Annotated in this window: 9 protein-coding genes and 1 tRNA gene; 2 read left to right on the top strand and 8 right to left on the bottom strand. The window is 48.4% G+C overall.

Going from position 1 to position 16,639, the window contains the following annotated elements; translation table 11 throughout:
• Positions 1-622 precede the first annotated feature (622 nt).
• From GX839_03320 to GX839_03330, 3 genes are all read right to left on the bottom strand, one after another.
• Positions 623-985, bottom strand: coding sequence for a hypothetical protein (locus tag GX839_03320; protein ID NLB04495.1), 363 nt, complete (start codon positions 983-985; stop codon positions 623-625).
• 51 nt (positions 986-1,036) lie between these two features.
• Positions 1,037-6,250 carry a DUF3320 domain-containing protein gene (locus tag GX839_03325; GenBank protein NLB04496.1) on the bottom strand — a complete coding sequence of 1,738 codons (5,214 nt, stop codon included), beginning with the start codon at positions 6,248-6,250 and terminating at the stop codon, positions 1,037-1,039.
• Between the two features lie 427 nt (positions 6,251-6,677).
• Positions 6,678-7,664, bottom strand: a complete 987-nt coding sequence (locus GX839_03330) for a restriction endonuclease (GenBank protein ID NLB04497.1) — start codon at positions 7,662-7,664, stop codon at positions 6,678-6,680.
• Positions 7,665-8,037: 373 nt separating this feature from the next.
• On the opposite strand from GX839_03330, the gene GX839_03335 reads away from it, so the two are divergent.
• On the top strand, positions 8,038-8,538 hold the full coding sequence (locus tag GX839_03335; GenBank protein ID NLB04498.1) for a MarR family transcriptional regulator: 501 nt from the start codon (positions 8,038-8,040) through the stop codon (positions 8,536-8,538).
• Complete coding sequence (locus tag GX839_03340; GenBank protein ID NLB04499.1) at positions 8,535-10,358, top strand: ABC transporter ATP-binding protein; 1,824 nt, start codon at positions 8,535-8,537, stop codon at positions 10,356-10,358. The genes GX839_03335 and GX839_03340 overlap by 4 nt, the downstream gene beginning before the upstream one ends.
• 61 nt (positions 10,359-10,419) lie before the next feature.
• On the opposite strand, the gene GX839_03345 is transcribed toward GX839_03340, so the two are convergent.
• The 5 genes from GX839_03345 to GX839_03365 form a co-directional block, all read right to left on the bottom strand.
• Complete coding sequence (locus GX839_03345; GenBank protein ID NLB04500.1) at positions 10,420-10,701, bottom strand: hypothetical protein; 282 nt, start codon at positions 10,699-10,701, stop codon at positions 10,420-10,422.
• 266 nt (positions 10,702-10,967) lie between these two features.
• Positions 10,968-12,566, bottom strand: a complete 1,599-nt coding sequence (locus GX839_03350) for a leucine-rich repeat domain-containing protein (GenBank protein ID NLB04501.1) — start codon at positions 12,564-12,566, stop codon at positions 10,968-10,970.
• A 411-nt stretch (positions 12,567-12,977) separates the two neighbouring features.
• Complete coding sequence (locus GX839_03355) at positions 12,978-14,600, bottom strand: hypothetical protein (protein NLB04502.1); 1,623 nt, start codon at positions 14,598-14,600, stop codon at positions 12,978-12,980.
• A gap of 319 nt (positions 14,601-14,919) precedes the next feature.
• On the bottom strand, positions 14,920-16,275 hold the full coding sequence (locus GX839_03360) for a hypothetical protein (GenBank protein NLB04503.1): 1,356 nt from the start codon (positions 16,273-16,275) through the stop codon (positions 14,920-14,922).
• 224 nt (positions 16,276-16,499) lie between these two features.
• Positions 16,500-16,575 (bottom strand) — tRNA-Ala (locus GX839_03365).
• Between the last annotated feature and the right edge of the window lie 64 nt (positions 16,576-16,639).

The raw sequence follows: 16,639 nt of genomic DNA on the forward strand, positions 1-16,639 counted from the left end.
ACTGGGGTTGTGCTCCTCCACTTTACTTGCGTTTACTGGGTTTTCTTCAGCCAGAAAACACAGTTCTCACAAGTCCATTATCCAGAGCGTAATCACCAGGGACAAGCGTCGATTAAAGGACGCTTACCCCTCCCCTTTGCCGTAAGCCGGGTGCGCCCGATACCAGGCAAGTTTATAGACTGGGGGGCCTTATCCATGCCTCACGCCCATTTTCATTACTTTATTTGGCATAACAAAAATTGGCGGATGGTCGCCTTTCAACACGATCGTCGATAACTTGTCCGAGAACAGATCCAATTTGTATTTTTTGGCGTCTCGAGGATCAAGAAAAAGAAAAATGCGATTATTCCGATAATGATGTACATGGATCTTTATTTCCTATCAACTCAACCGGGTTAATCCTATTTCAATTTGCATAAAGCCAACATGATCCTAACGTGATATTTTGACATTTCGTACAAATAATGACCATTAATATTTTTGGTGCCTGGCACCGCTCGCTTCCACCTGGTTGGTTTCTTAGCTTCTGATGTCGATTAATTTACTTGTTCCCAAACTGATTCCCCGCGGAAGGAAACGCAACTTACCCATATGATAGTCACATTAGCTCCTCCTCTTGGTATTAGTGAGATGCGACCGCAAATACACGAGCACTACGTGCGCGCTGTGGTACACCACTACTGAGAAACATAAAAGTAGCTGTTGCATAACCTCCAAAATCATTTTTGTTGATGTACTGTTCCTCTGCCGCCACTAAGTTGTTGTTCTCATCATAGAGGTTGAACTTGATGTAAATATCGTGCCGCAAAGCCCCTGGTTTAATTGCAATAACATCGCACATGGCTTCAATCCAACCGGTTTCACTCACAGAATAACCCACGCTAGAAATTTTCAGATTCAGAGCCTGATTGATTGCATCCAGCACCTCGGTATTTTGCGCTAATTGATTCCTGATCTGTTCGCGTTCTTCGACTGTTAGTTCCATACCCATCCTCCTTATTAGTAATTTTACCGGTTGTTGTATCAGCCAACATATTCATCGGTCAAAATCTACATTAGGGCTTATCTTCCCGTCTTGTTCCGTCAACTTGTTTTTGGCAATTAATTTCGCGATTATTTCTGACAGTCTTTCGTTTATTCTCTTGCCTGTACGGTTGTATCCGAGAGCTCGGCTTACCTCCGCGATTAATTCATCTCTCGTACATCCTACGAAAGAGCTGGCTACCGAACGTACCGCAAGTATAAGTTCTTCTTCTGCAATCTGGTGAATCTTTCTTTCACCAGCCACTCTCGCAATAACGGGTCCTTTTGGGTTTGTGTAGACAAAACCATTTTCCAAAAGCACCTGATCGTCCAGCTCATCAATTACCTCTTGGACACCGTCTCTAATCCGGTCCGTCACTCGCTGTTGACCAAAGTGCACGGCCAGTCGACTGCAAAGCCATTCAAATTGCACAGGAGACTCATTCCTGACAATGGTTAAGAGGTGATTCTCAAGCGAATAGCCTAATTGCCACCACTCTTTATCCGTTCGAATTTCTTCTGGATCGGTCATCCTATAATCTTCAAAGCCATATGTGTGGTCCTCTTCATTCTTAGGTTCGACTACAAGGAAAGAATGATCATTGTTATCTTTCTCACCCTTCACTGTCGTTTGTGATGTTTTTCTATCAGCATGATTCCCCTGGATCCCAAAGGGGTCAATGTAGGTATTGATGGCCTCTTCGACCTTGTCAATCAATTTGGATTGTTCCGCATGCGCATCTTTAATCCAATCAGTCGACCAGATACGATAGATCTTCCAACCCATATCTTCGAGGATCGCCTGGCGAACCCGATCTCTTTCTCGCACGGTCCGAGTCGAGTGATAGGAGGCACCGTCACATTCAACGCCAAGGACATACCGTCCATCCAACTCTGGATGTTGCACCGCCATATCGATGCGGTAACCCGAGCACCCCACTTGGGCGCTTACTCGATAGCCCTTACTCACCAAGAAGTTGTAAACGGATTCCTCGAATTCGGAGTCATGTTGTGCCGTATCTTGTATCTTCAAGTTATGATTGAGTACCTCTGGGCCACGCATGGCAAACTCAATATATTTACGGAGTTGTTTGGGACCATCGGCTGTAATCCGGCTTTCTTCGATATCTGTAGAACGGATTGAACCGACCAACTTGACATTGTGCTTTGCCCGGGTAATCGCAACGTTCAGTCGTCGTTCGCCCCCCTCGTGGCTGAGAGGACCAAAGAGCATACTCATTTTTCCATATCGATCTTTGGCGTACCCGATACTGAAGATGATGGTATCTCTTTCATCGCCCTGAACGTTCTCAAGATTCTTAATGAAGAAAGGTTCGTGCCCTTCTTCCGTAAAAAAGGGTTCGCATTTTGGATTGTCAAGGCGCTTAGCCCGCACTGCTGCTTCAATTGCGTCACTCTGACTGCTGCTGAAAGCCACGACTCCCAAGGAACGGTTCGGAAATTTATTTAAGTGTTCGAAAACTAAATCCGCAACTTTCTTCGCTTCTGCCCGATTCGTTTTTGTGCCTCCCCGATCGTACACCCCATTGGCAAGATAAATATACTCAACACCATGATCTTCCATTCGTTCAACGTTCGAGGGAAAGGTAATCAAATTACTCCTGTAATACTGGGCATTAGAAAAGGCGATCAGGTGCTCGTGCCTGCTGCGGTAATGCCACATCAAAGGTTGATTATTGAGATTGACGGAAGCTTCGTCCAGTACAGACTCAAATCCTTCTTGATAGTACTCATCCGAATCTTCATCGTACTCCGTATCGCCAATGGATGCGGCGAAAAAGGCTGTCGGGGGCAGCTGTTTGCTGTCGCCCGCGATGATAACCTGTTTTCCTCTTAAAATGGCACCAATTGCATTTTCCGTGCAAACCTGAGATGCCTCATCAAAGATGACAGTGTCAAAGACGAATTGATCTGATTCCAGAAATACACTCACGGATAGAGGTGACATCATCAGGCACGGCTTGAGCTTCATGATCATGTTGGGCGCTTTGGCAAACAGTTTCCGGATAGGCATAATCCGCCGCTTCTTCTTGATCTCCGCTTTAAGAATGTTGATTTCTCCCCCCGCTTTGGTAAAACTGTCTGTCTGGGGCAGGTTGTTCATTAATTCATTTTTCAGTCTTTCTTTGGCTATATCAAGCTGCAGCTTATCCAACTTCACAAACTCTTCGATGAAAGCTTCATGTTGGTTCCGCCTGAAGGCCTGGACTGCGGGGAATTTCGGCAGGATTGCATCTAACCATAAGGTATAAAACCTTCTCTCAAATATGGGCACTATTTCCTTACTTTCATGCCGTTCCTGATCCAGTTGGTCGAGGAATTCCTTATACCCTCTCTCCTCAAGCTGTTGCCGGCTTCTCTGAAGATCAAGCCATTCTTCCAGGAGATTCAATTGACGACTGCAGCGGTCAGCCTTGTCTGCAAGATCTGTAAAAGGTATGGAATAAAGTCGTTCGGATTCCCTCTCTTCGAAATACTCTGCAAACCAGTCAACCTTCGGCTTTAAAGTATCGTAAGTACTTTTCAGTTTTTTTGATAATTGAGCACAACCATCTGGAAAAGTGACGTCTTCGCAAACGCTCTTTGCAAAACTTATATCAACCGGGTGTTGGCTGGTCAGTGCCTTGAAATCTTTGGCCCAATGGATGCGTTGCATCAAGTCATCCCAATCGGTATTCTGGCCTTGGTAAAAAGGATCGAGTGGTCGGCAGCTGGTTTCTTTTTCTTGAATATTGGCCTGGAGGTCACGTATGCGCTGGAGTCTTCCAGCTGCTTGACTAATTGCCTTAAAGAGATCCAGCTCTTTCTGCAGCCGAGCAAAATCCGTGTTGAGTCCTCTTGAATGTTGCACAAAGATATCGTCAAAGAAAACTTTGTTGCTCGAAAACCAGGATTCGATAGCCTCCAGTTCACTCAAACCATTGAGGAGGCCCAGCAAATTCTCGTAGCTTGCCTTATGCTTAATCTGTTTCGTGTGAGCTTGCAGAATGTATTTATCTTTCTTGAAACTCTTGCCAAGTCGGCTAAAAGCACTTTTATATTGTGTGCGGAAACGATGAAGAAGGGTAGCATGGTCAACATCAAATACCCCTTCCTCATAATTCAAGCGGATGAAACTTTCTATATATCGATGTCGTTCGGCTGAAACTTGCGCATTATTAAGTGTGTTTTCAAGCTTGTCAAGTGATCTTTCATTTGACCATCTAATGAATGCTTGATTGTCCAGGATAAACTGTTGCAAACAATTCTCTTGCTCTTCCGCCGCCTCCTTTTCTAAGGCTGGGACAGGATCAAAGGGAACCTTACCTCCCAGGCTAGTAACAAGCGTTATAGTGTCTTCGTATGCACTCACTGACATCAACAGTTGATCGTGAAATGTGCGCAACTCGGTCGCATCAGACTCAAGCGAGTCCAAGTTTTCGTGCAACAGCCAGGAAAACGGGATACCGGGAGCATTGGCTGCCATGGTCAATACTCGGAGGTAACCTTGATAACTGTTAAGCGAAAAAGTTGCCCTTTCCGTCTTATCCAAGAAATTGTTTCCGTCGCGATCCATTTCTTTTGCAGCACGAGAAATTTTGGGCAGCTCGGCGATAAATGCGTTCCTTAAATCCATCGAAATGTGTTGAACCGATGCCCCATACCAGGGATTGTCCCGATAATCACCGGTCATTTGCCTAATCTGCCTGGAATAGTTTTCAATTAAAGATCTCAGTTCCATAAACTGATCGCGTGTGATACTTTCAACACCGGGAATCCCAAACCGAAGAGCCGGATAGTCGTAGAGTTTTGCAAGGTTCCCTTGTGCATGGTAAATCGTAATACCCAGAGGCTGTACAAGTTGATGCAGTTCAGACACATACCTCTTTAGTCGACTGCGGCGCTCATGGAGGGTGCGGAGCGTATGGAAGGCCTCATCTTTAATACTCGCAGTGTTTCTTGTTAACTCCATGGAGTCACTTAATTGGCTGAGTACGTCTTTTTTACTTGTTTTGTGACTATGAAGTGCAAGACAAAAATCGTTTAATCCTGAATCTTTAAGTCTTCGGTAAACGACATCCAAAGCAGCTTTTTTCTCGGATACGAATAGCACGGTCTTTCCACCGGCCAGCTTCTCCGCGATGATATTGGCGATTGTCTGACTTTTTCCTGTGCCAGGTGGTCCCTCTAATACAAAGCTTACCCCCTCTTTGGCCAAAAGTATGGCGTCTTGCTGACTCGAATCTGCATCCAAGACTTGAAAAATGTCGACCGGATCCGTATTACCATCGTGATCATAGTTGGAAACATCTATTGTGGGCTCAGATGCCAGTAACGAGGGGTCGCCACTTATGGCACGGACAACCGGATGGGATAGAATCTTCTCTCTGTTCCTTTCCAGATCCGCGTACATGTTTATCTTGAGGAAAGTAAATAGCCCAAGACCAACATCTCGCCTAACTGACCCGTTTGGAATGCCCGTAACCGATCGTTCAATTTGTGACAAATACTCTTCAATACCGCATTCATCATCGAAATCTGGTAACTCTTTTCCGAAATCATCCATCAGTTTGTGTTGAAGAGTAGGATTCAACACAATTTCGTCTTCATGGAGTTCCAGGATATACGGATCACTGATTGATTTGTTGTTAAGAGTGACGGGAACCAAAACTAAAGGAGAGCTGAGCTTCAAGTCGGAATCAGGTGATTCATGCCAGTCAAGAAATCCAAAGGAGAGAAAGAGAACATTGACTCCCTGCTCTTCGATAGCGGTACGTGCTCTGTTGCGAATGTTTCGCAGCGTTTTTTGCTGATCTTTTGGGGTTTGATTCGTAATAATCTGAGCGTCCGTGTGATTCCTTGGTTTCAGCCCAAATCCATCTTCAGCATTTGCAATATTATCTTTTTCTTCTTCATCATCTTCCTGTTCATCGATGTAAGGAAATTCAAGAGGTTTCTCTGCTTCAACTAACGTTTCCCAAAGTGTCACGTAATTGGGAGTCAATATTCGCAAACTCGAACGTTTGGTGTCTTTGAAATCTACAAGTCGATTTCTTTTTGAAAGGTCAAGCAGTTTCTTTTTCCAAATGTCGATCTTGGGTGAAACTGGATTCTTTTCAGCTGGAGATATCTTTACCGTTTCTTGTGGAAAAACTGCTTGATCGGTTGCTTCAATTTCCACTCCGCTCCCTTGGGGTGACCTTATCATATCCGTTTCTTGAAACATGAATCTTCTCCAAATACTCCGTGTACATAACCTTGAATGACTGTTTTCCCGTTACGAACTAACGGGAAATCTCTGAATCATATGGAGCTCAGATTGGGTTGGAAATCAATGGCAGAACTCCTGAAATTAACATCACCCGAGCCTTCTAGGTTAAATATCTCATAGAAGATATTACCAATAGATTGGTATAAATATCAAAGCGACAAGTTGAATGTTCTGGTCAAAGTGACTAAGCTTAATCCTTGGGGCTGTACACATCAGAAGCATGAAGAGTTTCCAAAACAGGACTAAATGCTGTCACATCAGTCCATTTGATGTCTAATACCATATGTAAGGGTCACTCAAATTGCAGACCGACGCACAACACATTCCTGTTGAGAATTATTCTAGCTAAGCTTTTAATAACATCGAGTTGTCGTGAGTACTCCTATTCGCTCGTTTCAGACCCCAACGGTATATAAACTTTCTTTAACGGAATCAGTTTCTTATACCTATCACTTAGCTTTTCGTAATACTGCAGGATCAATTCTACCAACTCAACCCCATTGATTCCGCGAATAATGGGTGAGCCTTCCAGATACTTCTTTGCATTGTCCGTGTAGTCGGCCAATGTCACAAAAAGGCCGTAATCACCTTCACGCATGGCGCCTTTGAGCGACTGGATCGTAGATTCTCCGATATTCGCATCACCGCTTTTCACCTGAACGATGATTCTGGGCGGCAGCTCATCCTTGTAAGCAGTAATGTCAATACCTCTGTCACCACCTTGCTTTGAAACGGAAGTCCGATAACCCATGGCTTCGAGAAGATCCGCTACAAAGTCTTCGAAATCGTAACCTTTTAGTCGACTGGCAAGTTCCTTAATGATAAAGTCTGTTGTCATCTCAATGATGTTATCTGCAGTTACCGAGGACGAGTCATCTATTCCAGGTTTACCGGGAACTTTTTTCAGAGATTCCAAAAATTCGTCTGCAAAATTCCTAACAGAAAAGAAGGTCATATAAGCCCCAATTTCATACAGAGCACCAGGCGTGAAAGATGTCCTAGGAATATGCTTCAGCCATTTGACTTTTCGTTGGTGAACATAGTGTTCTGCTTCTGGCTGGAAAAAATAGTCCCCCTCCACGACGCCAATATTGACACGGCGATCCTGTTTGGAGGGATAGATCACATAATCACCGATCTTAAGCTCATGAACAAAACGAAAAAGCATCCCCGCACTCGTGGGGATGGAGCCCTTTTTTGCCTCAGGAAATACCTTAGCAAAGTGTTCTTTATAGGCCTCTCTGGATGGTTCCAGTTTTCTTAAATCACCCATTTCCTTCCAGCCGATCGCAATCACTTTAGATTTCAGAAAAAGTTCTTCATCCTGTGAATGAATACCCCAAACGGCCACATCTTCAACACCATTCATTCAAATACCCCTTTCTCCCGTATAACCTCGCCCAAACAATTCTGGATACGAGCAGGAATAAATTTATTCTGCTCCTATACTTCCACCATTAATACCAGTCTAACATTTAACAGATCCAGTCACGCGAATGCCGCTTGTGCATGATCAAAGCGAGAGAACCATCCTTTGGGGCCAACCATCCTTCCTAATCTGCAAGTGATTGGCAATCACAAAAATTGTTCACCAGTGCCACAGAACGAAGTTGATCTGATCAGAATAATGGGCCCCTCCTTCCCCTCCCCCTAATAAACACAAGTCAACCACCTTGACAACTATAAGGTACCTAACTATAATACGCTTAGGTACCTTACTTATACTCTAGAAAGACAACAAAATGGAAAACAAAGACACCTTAGATACCATCATGCGCCTGGCCCGCGTCACCCGAAGAAATCATCCGGGACGATCCCGGGGCCATCACTTCTCCCGCAGTATTTCCCGCTCTCTAATGATCCTGCAAGAAGAAGGCCCCATGCGAGCCAGCGAATTGGCCGAACGCTTGGACATCCGACCTGCTTCACTAACCGAACAATTGACGAAAATGGAAGCCCACGGCCTCATCCAACGGGAAAAAGATCCGGCTGACAGGCGGGCCATCCTGGTGACTCTCACAAAAAGCGGAAAGGCCCGGCTTGACAAGGACAGAGCGGAAAGACAGGCCTGGAATAAAAAACTGGAAGCAGCCATGACAGAAGAAGAACTCGGGAACTTTGCCCAGCTTGCCGAAAAATTGATCGCCTTCTTTGAAGCCCAATCACCTCCGGAAAAGAATCATAGAAGGTCCGGAGACACTCCGCATGACCGGCCCAAAGGCAGAAAAGGACCTCGCTCGTGAACGGCAGAGGAGGCAGGGGTTTTCGCTATGAAACCGAGGAAGAAAGACAGAACCGGCCCAAGGTAACCAAGAAGCTTCTTTCCCGGATCTTTTCCTACCTGAAACCCTATTGGTCCCGCCTTGCCTTATCCTTACTCACCATTGTGGTGGCAGCTGTTTTGGACGTCTTTCCTTCCATCTTGACAGGCCGCATCATCGATGACGGCTTCATCGGGGGCGATTTTCGATTGCTGGTTCTGTTAGTCCTCTTGGCAGTGGGAGTCATGGTGACCTCCAGCCTGCTTGGTTTACTGGAAAACTACCTCAATACCAGCGTCTCCCAACACATCGTGCGGGACATGAAAAACGGCATGTACGGCCATCTGCAGCAGATGTCCCAGCGCTTCTTCACTGTCAACAAACAAGGCGACATCATCACCCGGATGACGGGGGATATCGGGGGCATCCAGGGGGTCATCTCCGGCACCCTGACCCGGACCGTCTCCAATGTGGCCATGCTGACGGTTTCCATTATTGCCATGGTCCAAAAAAACTGGCTGCTGGCCCTGGTGGGGATCGCCATCCTTCCCCTTTTCATCCTGCCGACCAAATCGGTGGGCAAAAGAAGGTGGAAGCTGACCATGGAAGCCCAGGAGCAACACGATGAAGCCAATCAGCAGCTGAACGAGACCCTGTCGGTCAGCGGTCAGCAGCTGGTCAAAATCTTTACCCGGGAAGAAGAGGAATACGAAAAATTCACCCGGGTCAATGAAAAGATCCGGAAACTGACGGTGAAAGAAGCCATGGCAGGCCGCTGGTTCCGGATGGCCATCGGGACTTTTGCCAATCTGGGACCCATGCTGATCTACCTGATCGGGGGCATCCTGATCCTGCAAAAGGGCTATACGGGCCTGACCGTAGGGGATGTCACCGTCATGGTCACCCTCCTGACCCGCATGTACCGGCCGGTCAGCGCCCTCTTAGGCGTCCCGGTAGACTTTTCCCGGGCCATGGCCCTCTTCAGCCGCATCTTCGACTATTTGGACATGCCGGTGGAGATTGAGAATAAGAAAGACGCCATCGTACTGGACACCATGACCGGGGAGTTGGCCTTCCACAAGGTCAACTTCGGCTATGATCCTGACAAGGCCATCCTTAAGGATATCTCTTTTGTCGTCCCCGCCCGGAACATGACAGCCATCGTCGGCCCCTCGGGGGCAGGCAAGACCACCATCACCAATTTGGTCATACGGCTTTACGATGTCACCGGCGGCCAGGTCACGATCGATGGGGTGGACATCCGCGACCTGGACCTTAAGTGCCTGAGGCAACAGATCGGCATGGTGACCCAGGAGGCCTACCTCTTCAATGGCAGCATCCGGGACAACCTGCTCTATGCCAGAGCTGACGCCACCGAAGCCCAGCTGATCCATGCCTGCAAGGAGGCCAGGATTTATTCCTTGATCGAGTCTTTGCCCCAGGGCCTGGATACCCTGGTTGGCAACCGGGGCATCAAGTTGTCGGGAGGAGAAAAACAAAGGTTGTCCATCGCGCGCGTCATCCTGAAAGACCCCCGCATCATCATCTTTGATGAAGCGACCTCCTCACTCGATTCCATCACCGAAAACCTGATCCAGGAGGCCATCGAACCTCTGCTGAGGGGCAGGACCAGCCTGGTCATCGCCCACCGGCTTTCCACGGTCATGGCAGCCGACCAGATCCTAGTGCTTCATCAAGGCCGTATTGTGGAGACCGGTCAGCATCAGGACTTATTGAAGAATAACGGGATCTATAAGGAACTTTACGAGACCCAGTTCAAGAAGGTTTTGGAGGCCGTCTGACGTCCTCTCCCGTACGCCGGATCTTCTACGTGGGGAAAAAGGTTGACGATCCTGGACTTTCTTATTCCTCCGTCTCAAACAGGCGGTTCCTGTTTTTAATCAGGGTCAGCAGCCGGTCTTCCAGAAGATCGATGATCTCCTGATTGGAAGTCTGGACGGCATGCTGGAAGGCAGCAAAGGTTGAGGCAATAGAAGCCTCAATCATTTGAAGTTGTCGGTCGGTTCCGGGATTGGATTCACGAAAAGCCTCAAAAATCCTTTGTGCCGCTTCCCGCGCTTGATCCGTCCTGGCTTCAGCCACAAGTGCTTCCGCCTCCATGGTTTTTTGGGTTAGATAAGTCATTGTCTCTTTCTCCTCTCACATGGTCCAATCCGGTTTTTCGTATTGGTCCTGTCAAACCGCAAGGGATGCTCTCTACCGAACCCTAACACAGACAGCGCGGCCAATCCGTAAGAAATGGTCAGTATTGATTCGAAACAGGAGCAGGGAGCTGACCCCAGACTCACAAAGTGTGAGGGTCCGCTCCCTGCTGATACTTTATCCTTCCTTTAGATTGATTTTGCCTTGACCTTTCCTGCAGGGTTGATGAGCCTTGGCCTCCTGACCATTTACTTTTTCCGCTTGGGCCGGATCACCAAAAACCAGACCAGGACAGCTGACAGGGCCAGGACCAGACTAAGACTCAGGATCAGCCAGGGAAGCAGCTTGTTTTTCTCCTGTTGTCCCGGCTGTTCCGGTTCCGCCGAAGGTTCCGGCTCCTCTGCCTGAGGTGGTTCCGTCGTACCCGGTCCGGTCATGGATGAAGTCGGTTCGGTCACGATTGTTTCATGCTCTGTTACCGGTTCCGTGGTCACAGCTGTCGTCTCCTCCGGCGGGGTCTCGGCAGCAATATCGCTGTAAGACCGGGAGACAAAGTTGCCATCGGAGGTACTCACTTCGTAGATGACAGCGATTGAATACTCCCTTTTCATTCCGGGGGCCAGACCCTTATCGATGAAGGCGGGCGTCCCTGATTTCTGGATGCTGCCCTGGGAGGTGAGCTTGTTGCCCTCTTTCAGGAAAACTTCATAGTGGCTGACGAAGGCTTCCGCGTCGGGATCCCCTGTCGCATCCGGACAGGGGTCCCAGGAAAGCTTGATCTGGTCTTTGCCTGGCGTCGCTTTCAGGTTTCGGATGGGTGAGAGCTGGACCTTGTAGCGTTTTTCCTGGGCTGAAATCTTGTTGATGAGCTGGAGGGTTTTACTTCCTTGAGAGAGGTCCAGATAATTCAATTGGAGATCGAGGCAAGCGTAGTCGGAATTGGCGATTCCTTCCGGCAGCTGGGTCAGGCGATTGAGATGCAGATCAAGATTATTGAGTGTTTTCGACTTGAAGAGAGCATCGGGCAGGGAGGTCAGCTGGTTGTTTGCGACTTCCAACGATTGGAGTTTTCCGGAGGATCCCAGTGAAGAGGGAAGGGAAGACAAGTCGGCCGAGCAGAGAGAGAGTACACGCAGATTGGGCATCTTCCCCAAGGCATCCGGCAGGCTTTTCAGTGCGTTATTGCTCAAATGAAGTACATCAAGCGTCTTGCTGTATTCCAGCAAAGCCTGGGGGAAGGCCGTGAACTTGTTGCTGTGAAGGTCGATGTATTCCAGATTGGATAAGCCTAGACCGGCGGGAAAACTGCTGATCTGGTTGCTGCCCAGATGCAGATGCCGGAGTTTCGGGCAACCCTTTAAGTGGTTGATATCCTTGATCTTGTTGTAGTGAATGTAGAGGGTTCTCAGGTTCGGTATTTGGGATATGGCAGACGGAACCTCCGAAAACTCGCAGTTGTTCAGGTACAGGAGCTCCAGTTTTTCCATATTCGTCATGTCCGGCAGGAAATTCAAAGGATTATAGGAAGCGATAAGTTCCGTGATATTGACGCAGTGCTGGACACCCTCCAAGTCCTTGATGCCCATATTGGACAAGTTGAGCTTGCCGGTCAGTTGCGCCAACTCTTTGTTGGTCAGGGGCACACTGTAAAGTAGAGGGGGCTTCCCGCATGCCTGGTGGAGGGCAATATTCAAATTTTTGTCGGGGATTTCCACCTGAAAGACAAAATCGCCGGGTCCGAAAGCCAGGACGGGTGTCAGGCGGACCGGCAGGTTTCCGGCCAGGGCCAGAAGGACGAGGATCAGGATCAAGGACAGGAGGCGGACTCCATTTCGTTCGGTTTTCATTTTCTTCTCCTTTAAAGCCCATGGTGCCGGCGAGCATGCTTGATCTTAATGCAAGCACCCGGGGTCTTTTCTTTCGTTCTTTAAGGGAGATCGTCCGTCTCTTCCATGTGCAGCCACCACCTTTCGTGGCAATGCTTATGGCGCAGCAACAGTCATAATATGATTTATTATACACGTTGCGGGACAAATCGTTTTTTTGTCGGGTTAAGGCATGGACCAGCCAAAGACAAAAAGCGATATAGAAAACCCCGCAGCTTTGAACTGCAGGGCATCTGATGGGGGCGAATGGGGCATTCAGGCCCGCCGGTTTTGAGTTCATGGCGTCAGGGACGAGCGCATTTTAAGGATCTCCGTCAAGGGCTTTTTTGTCAGGCCTCCATGCTTCTCTAACCGGCTTTTATTTATTGGGTGCTATGCCTCCTTTCGCACTCCCTCGCTCGCCTTCTTCTTCCTGAGCCTGATCACCAGCACCCAGCCTATGACTGCCGCAAGGAGCAGGATGGGGGTCAGGATAATGAGCAGCCAGAAAAGGATCCCCTTTTTGTTGTCCTTGTCGTTCTTCGAAAGATCCTCTGCCTGAGAGGGACCTTGGGTTTGAGATGGCTCCGTGCCCATTATTTGGGTCACTGAGGTGTCCGTGGATGACGGCTCCCTGAACGGTTCCGTGGTGACAGTGGTCGTTTCCTGCGGCAGGGTCACGGCTGAAATCTGGGCGTAGTGGGCCGAGGGAAAGTCATCCGTGGTGGAGTCTTTGATTTTGTAAAAGACACCGACCGCGTAACTTCTTTCCGTATCCACCGCAAGATCCGTGTCCGTGAAGGTCGTCGTATTCTTATCGACCGTGCCCAAAGAGGTCCAACTGCCGCCCTCCACCAGGAAGACCTCGTAATGGAGGAGCTGGCCCTCATAGCCATCGATTTCGAAGCCTTTGCAGGGCTTCCAGGACAGGGTGATCCAGTCCATGCCCGCTTCGGCCTTCAGATCCCGGATGGGGGTCAGCTGGTGTTCGTAGTATTTTTCACTGGCATTGATATTCTTCAAAAGATTGAGCGTGGGGCCAGGCGTCAAATCCAGGTAATTGCCCGAGACAAAAAACAGATCGTAATGGGGTTCCGTCACAGTTGAAGGGAGGCTGGTCAGGCGGTTGGCGCCCGCGATGAACTCCGTCAGCTGTTCGGCTTTGAAAAGGTCAGCCGGCAAGGAAGTCAGCCGGTTCATGCTGACATCGAGGTATTCCAGAGGAGTTGATCCCAGATTGGCCGGCAGCCTCTCCAAAAGATTGTTGTGCAGATAAAGGGACCGCAGGTGTGCCATCGTTCCCAGTTTATTGGGCAGGGACTTGATCTGGTTCCAGGCCAGACGGATGACTTCCAGCTGGGTGGAATCCAGGATGCTGTCAGGGAAAGCGGTCAGTCGGTTTTCGGACAAATCAATTTCGGTTAGACTGGCAAGACCCAGGTTCTGAGGAACGGAGGCAATCCTGTTCCCCTGGAGGTTGACGCTCACGAGCTTGTCCATGTCCTTCAGCGCCTCAAGATTCCTGATCTGATTGTTGCTCATATTCAGGTATTTCAGCTGGGGAAGCTCGGAAATTCCTTCCGGGATTTGGGTGAACTGGCACTCGTCCAGACCAAGATAGATCAGGGAATCCATGGCCTTGAGATCCGGAAGGCTTGAAAGCGGATTGCGCGACGCAAAAAGCCACTCGACGTTGGTGCAATGCTGGATCCCCTCCAGGTCCCGGATATTCCGGTTGTCCAAATCCAGATTACCTTCCAGCTCAAAAAGATCCACAATGTTTAAGGGGATGTGGTATTCAAGAGGGGACTTGCCGCAGGCCTCATGGAGGGCAATGTCCAGATTCTCATCGGGAATGGTGACAAAGAAGGTAAAATAGGGAAAATCACCCGGACCCCAAGCCTGGGCGGGCATCTGACCAGACGGAAAGCTCCAAAGGAGTACGCCTGCCAGAAAGATTAAAAGAATCCATCGCAAAGGGAGGATTCGTTCCCTTTCTCTTTTTTTCTTTTTCATCTTCTCCTCCTTAATTCTTGGATTGAAAAGATCCTGTAAAGAATGTGTACCGGAAACAGGCAGTGACCTCTTCTAATTTTTCTTCTAACGGGAAATGTCCTACTGGTCCAGGCGCCGCCGGCAACCGATTGATCGGACGGGTCGGACGTCAACGAAAGTTGAATCCTAGCCTGAATGCATTATAACACCAGGCCGCCGGCAAGGGGCCTTTATTGCAAGGAAAAAGGGCGATCACACACCATTTTCCTATCGCTCCATCGGACAATAGCTGGTGTAGAATTGCCGATACGGCAGGCCCTCGTGAGTCTATGATGAGATATCAGTGATTCTCATCCGTCGTATGGCTGATTGAACCGGATTCATCACCCAGCTTATAGACATGGATGACAGGTTCGTCATGATAACCTCTCCGCTCGGCAACAAAAATCCTTTGTCCTGCTGCGTCGTAAGCAACACCGCCTATTTCATAAGCCTTTGTATCATCCGTGTAGGGAAAGAACAACGGGAAATGGTCCGTAGGCACAATATCCCATGGGTTGAGCTCCTGGTTGGCAACTTTTAATAAGTCTTCAACAGCATAAAGCCAAACATAAGGAGCGTAAGGCCAGGCGTGTGTGCCTTTCATATCAACCTGGGCCGGATCATAGACATATTTTTCGTCATAGTTGGGTATCTTGGTCCTGTCGAGCTTTTTGTTGTTTGTACCCTGGCCGTATCCGGGAACCCCAAGGCCGGTGCTTCCGAAAAAGATGACCTGCGAGGAAGCTTTTGGGAAAACCATCCCTGTCACTTGCGTTGACATATTGTATGGGGGATTTGGACTTGTTTCATTATCCCAAGTCCCCAGGGTCGGGTGTTCAAGAGGATATGCCAGCAGGGTTTTGGCGGGGCAGGGGGTTTTGCCCAGATCCTTGATGTCAAAACTGAAGGCGGAAGGGCCCAGCGAAGTCCTTTCAGCCTTGGGGATACCCCCTTGACCGGTGATGGTCGTGGCCTTGAATAGTCGCCTCATCTCCTCAGGTATTTCTGCCATATAACCTGCCAGATAGCCTGTTCCCCAGTCACCCACTTTGAACATTCCTTTGAAATCATTCTTGACTGAAAAATCCAGACCCCTGATTCCATGGGACAAAACAGCTTTTTCCGCATCTTCGTGATAGGCATAGGAACTGACCAGCAGCTTGTTGTCCTGAACCAGAAGACCGCCGATCTTGATATTGGTGGGCAATTTTCTGCCATTGAAGCCGATATGGTTGAGTTTGCCTTCCGTGATATCCGAAAGAGCCTGGATGACACGGGCTCTGGGAAGACTTCCCGCTTCGGTTGCCTTAACAGGCTCCGGAATTGAAATCTCCCCAACAAGCTGATAGTGATCATGACCGACCATGAAAAGACTGTCATTGTTCGGATTGTAAGCCAGTCCTGTCGCGCTCCATTCGTAGGTTTGCTGATCCTGTCCCTCCGGAGGCAGGAAGGAACCCAGATATTTGATGGAATTTGAGGAGAGGGTGTTTTGACCTGGTTGAACAGTTTCTTTTTGTTCGATTTGGCCCTTTTCTGACGGAGGATCAAGCTCGCTCTCTTCTGCCGGCGAATGATCACTGCAGGAGCAGCATGCAAAGGCAGAAAAGAGAATAAGACCAAGAATGAAAAGATTCAAAATTCTTATTTTCATTTTTTATCTCCAGTGAAAGCAAGCTTTCTCAAAGAGCCAAGAGTACAAAGTAATCTTAGATGTATTATATTATGCTGAACAGGTTTCAAGTCCAGAATCTTGGTTCAAATTCACCCTCTGTGCCTCTCAGAAGCGCATGGAATGGCAAGCATCATGGAATCTCAGAAAAAATTCGTATCAAAGACAAGACAAAAGCCCCGTAACTTCACTATTACAGGGCTTTCTGGTGGAGACGAAGGGGATCGAACCCTCTACCTCTTGAATGCCATTCAAGCGCTCTCCCAAGTGAGCTACGTCCCCGAGACCTGAATTAAACTAGCACAGAGGATCGGGGAATGTCAAGCAAAACCACGGACGGTAACCA

Origin of the sequence: Fastidiosipila sp. (assembly GCA_012511175.1) — a bacterium.
Classification (GTDB): domain Bacteria; phylum Bacillota; class Clostridia; order Saccharofermentanales; family DTU023; genus UBA4923.

What these genes read in the sequence shown, in the direction of transcription:
- GX839_03330 (NLB04497.1), bottom strand. Translation starts at nt 7,664, where the DNA reads ATGAATGGTGTTGAAGATGTGGCCGTTTGGGGTATTCATTCACAGGAT.
- GX839_03345 (NLB04500.1), bottom strand. Translation starts at nt 10,701, where the DNA reads ATGACTTATCTAACCCAAAAAACCATGGAGGCGGAAGCACTTGTGGCT.
- GX839_03320 (NLB04495.1), bottom strand. Translation starts at nt 985, where the DNA reads ATGGAACTAACAGTCGAAGAACGCGAACAGATCAGGAATCAATTAGCG.
- GX839_03360 (NLB04503.1), bottom strand. Translation starts at nt 16,275, where the DNA reads ATGAAAATAAGAATTTTGAATCTTTTCATTCTTGGTCTTATTCTCTTT.
- GX839_03325 (NLB04496.1), bottom strand. Translation starts at nt 6,250, where the DNA reads ATGTTTCAAGAAACGGATATGATAAGGTCACCCCAAGGGAGCGGAGTG.
- GX839_03355 (NLB04502.1), bottom strand. Translation starts at nt 14,600, where the DNA reads ATGAAAAAGAAAAAAAGAGAAAGGGAACGAATCCTCCCTTTGCGATGG.
- GX839_03335 (NLB04498.1), top strand. Translation starts at nt 8,038, where the DNA reads ATGGAAAACAAAGACACCTTAGATACCATCATGCGCCTGGCCCGCGTC.
- GX839_03350 (NLB04501.1), bottom strand. Translation starts at nt 12,566, where the DNA reads ATGAAAACCGAACGAAATGGAGTCCGCCTCCTGTCCTTGATCCTGATC.